General features: G+C 51.5%; 1 protein-coding gene. It reads right to left on the bottom strand.

What is annotated here, in order from left to right; translation table 11 throughout:
• Positions 1 to 135 precede the first annotated feature (135 nt).
• A partial coding sequence (locus E1297_RS49040; RefSeq protein ID WP_368669449.1) for a beta strand repeat-containing protein occupies positions 136 to 3019 on the bottom strand: 2884 nt, incomplete at its 5' end.

The following is a 3019-nucleotide window of genomic DNA, read 5'->3' as shown; positions in this document are numbered from 1 at the left end:
AAGTCGGATTTTCGAGGACTCGGAGTATATTGAGATTTTTACGCCACACTGAACCGATTGTATAAATGACTGGCCCTGTTGATACCACCTCCGGCGAGATTTGATCATCAACAGGGCCATTCAGACCACAACCTATCAGAAAAAATCGTAGTCTATCGAGTGTATCTGAGAGGAGCCGACCGTATCGGCGGCTTCGCCCGAAGCATCTGTAATAAATGTCAGACTATCACTTTCCCCTCCGTATATGTACTCGATACTATCGAAAACAATCTCCGATCCGTCCTCAAATGTGATCGTACCGGAGGTATCATCGTCATCGGAATATGTAATCGTGTAATCCTGATCCGAGGTTATATAGAGCGCGTCGCCGCCATCATCGCCCGATATCGTGTAGCCACCTGACCCTGCGTAGAAGATATCGTTGTATTGAGTGCCGTCGACCACCTCCATATTGGAAAAGCTAGCAATGGTCCCATCATGAAATCGAACAGAACCGCTATCGTCCTCTAGCGAAACAGCCACGCCACCCAACTCGTGTGAAAAGTCAATCGTGTCGGTTCCGTCACCCCCGTCATAGGATGTATCGCCCGTGTCCGCATAAAACGTATCATCGGCGTCAGTTCCCACGAAGGCTTCAAAATCTGAGAAGGTTGCGCTTGTTCCATCTGAGAACGTGACTGTTCCGGCGCCGTCATCAACATCAATCGTTATGCCGTCATCCGCATTGGAGAAGTCGAGGGTGTCAGCCCCCTCCCCGCCATCGTAGGTCGCATCGCCAGATCCAACCGTAAAGCTGTCGTCTTCATCAGTTCCCACATAACTCTCGAAGTCGGAAACACTTGCAACAGACCCATCCGAAAATGTGACCGTTCCGGATCCGTCATCGAGATTGAAGGTAATACCGCTGCCTTCTCCGGACAAATTCAACGTATCGGTGCCCTCACCGCCATCGTAGGACCCATCTCCGGACTGAACATAGAAGGTGTCATCATAGGCGGACCCCACGAGGACTTCGAAATCGGAGAAAGTAGCAGTTGTGCCGTCCGAAAACGACGTCGTACCCGAGCCGCTGGCAACATTGACTGTTACGCCATCATCTGCGCCGCCAAAGCTGATCGTATCTGTTCCATCGCCGCCGTCATAAGTGGCGTCGCCTTCTCCGACCGTAAACGTATCGTCCCCGGCAGACCCCACAAGCACATCAAAATCGGAGAATGTGGCCGTGGTTCCGTCAGAGAACGTCGCAGTACCCGATCTGCCGGCAAAGTCTACTGTCACGCCGTCGTCTGCATTGGCAAAACTGATCGTATTTGTACCGTCTCCACCATCATAAGCAGCATCACCCTCTCCGACGGTAAACGTGTCATCAGCATCTGTTCCAGTGAAGTTCTCGAAGTCGGAAACCGAAGCCTGACTGCCATCGGAAAAGGTCACCGTTCCAGCGCCGTCATCGATATCGAGAGCTATGCCGCCATCCGCGTTGTCAAATCCGATGGTATCAGAGCCTTCACCACCATCATAAGTGGCATCACCCTCCCCAACCGTAAATGTATCGTCATCATCTGTTCCCATGTAGTCCTCAAAATTGGAGACGGAGGCCTCACTGCCATCAGAAAAAGTCACAGTTGCAGCACCGTCAGACACATCAACGGCGATACTGCTGTCCGCCGCCGCGAAGCTGATCGTATCTGCACCGTCTCCGCCGTCATAAGTGGCGTCGCCTTCCCCGACCGTAAACGTGTCGTCGCCCGCAGACCCTACAAGAACATCAAAATCGGAAAATGTGGCCGTGGTGCTATCAGAGAAAGTCGCCGTTCCCGATCCGTCGGCAAAGTCGACTGTCACGCCGTCGTCCGCATTGGCAAAGCTGATCGTATTGGTGCCGCCTCCACCATCATAAGCAGCATCCCCCTCTCCGACCGTAAAGGTGTCATCATCATCTGTTCCGATGAAGTCTTCGAAGTCGGAAACGGACGCTTCGCTGCCATCGGAGAAGGTCACCGTTCCAGCGCCGTTGTCGAGATCTATTGCTACGCCGCTCTCCTCATTGACAAAACTGATGGTATCATCGCCGTCACCGCCATCATAAGATGCGTCCCCCGTTTCTACATAAAACGTGTCGTCATCATCTGTTCCGATGAAGCTTTCAAAATTCGAGAGATTTGCATAAGTGCCATTGGAAAATGAAACCGTTCCACCGCCATTACTAACCGTTAACGTGATGCCATCCGTTGCATTGGCAAAGCTAATCGAATCTGTGCCGTCGCCGCCGTCATAAGATACATTTCCGGCATCTCCCGTATCAGAGTTGCCCGCACCGACCGTAAAGGTATCATCATAGTCGGAGCCCGCGATGGTATAGAACTTATTGAATGTGGCCGTGGTGCCATCGGAGAACGTTGTCGTACCGGTTCCGCTGTAAACGGACCCATCACTGGCGTCTTCAACATTGACAGTGACCCCGCTTGTTGCCTCCGTAAAGTTGATTGTATCAGTCCAGCCGCCGTAATAAGTCGCGTCTCCTGCCCCGATATTGAAGGTATCAACGTTGTATGTACCGATGTAACTTTCAAAATTTGAGAGATCCGCCTCCGTTCCATCAGAGAAGCTGACAGTTCCGACACCATCTACGACAGTAATGGTAATGGAATCGTCTTCCTGGTAGAAATTGATAACGTCGGTACCGTCACCGCCGTCATAAGTTGCATCTCCTGATGTAACTATAAACAAATCATCGCCGTCGGTTCCGTTGAACACTTCGAAATCCGAAAATGTGGATGTTGAGTAGTCAGAGTAAAACTCAACCTCTCCTTCGCCATCACCCGCAAAGAGTATTATTGCATCTGAAGCATTGGAAAAGTCCAGCGTATCGGTGCCGTCGCCGCCATCATAACTGCTACCGCTGCCTTCTGCATAAACGACATCATCACCATCCTCACCATAGATCTTGTTGTCGCCGTCCCCATCATAAATCGTGTCATCTCCGAGGCCGCCGTAGGCCTCATTATCACCATCCCCT

The organism is Roseibium sp. RKSG952, from assembly GCF_009711355.1.
Note: the sequence above shows the minus strand (reverse complement) of the source record. Positions and strands in the feature narration are given on the sequence as shown.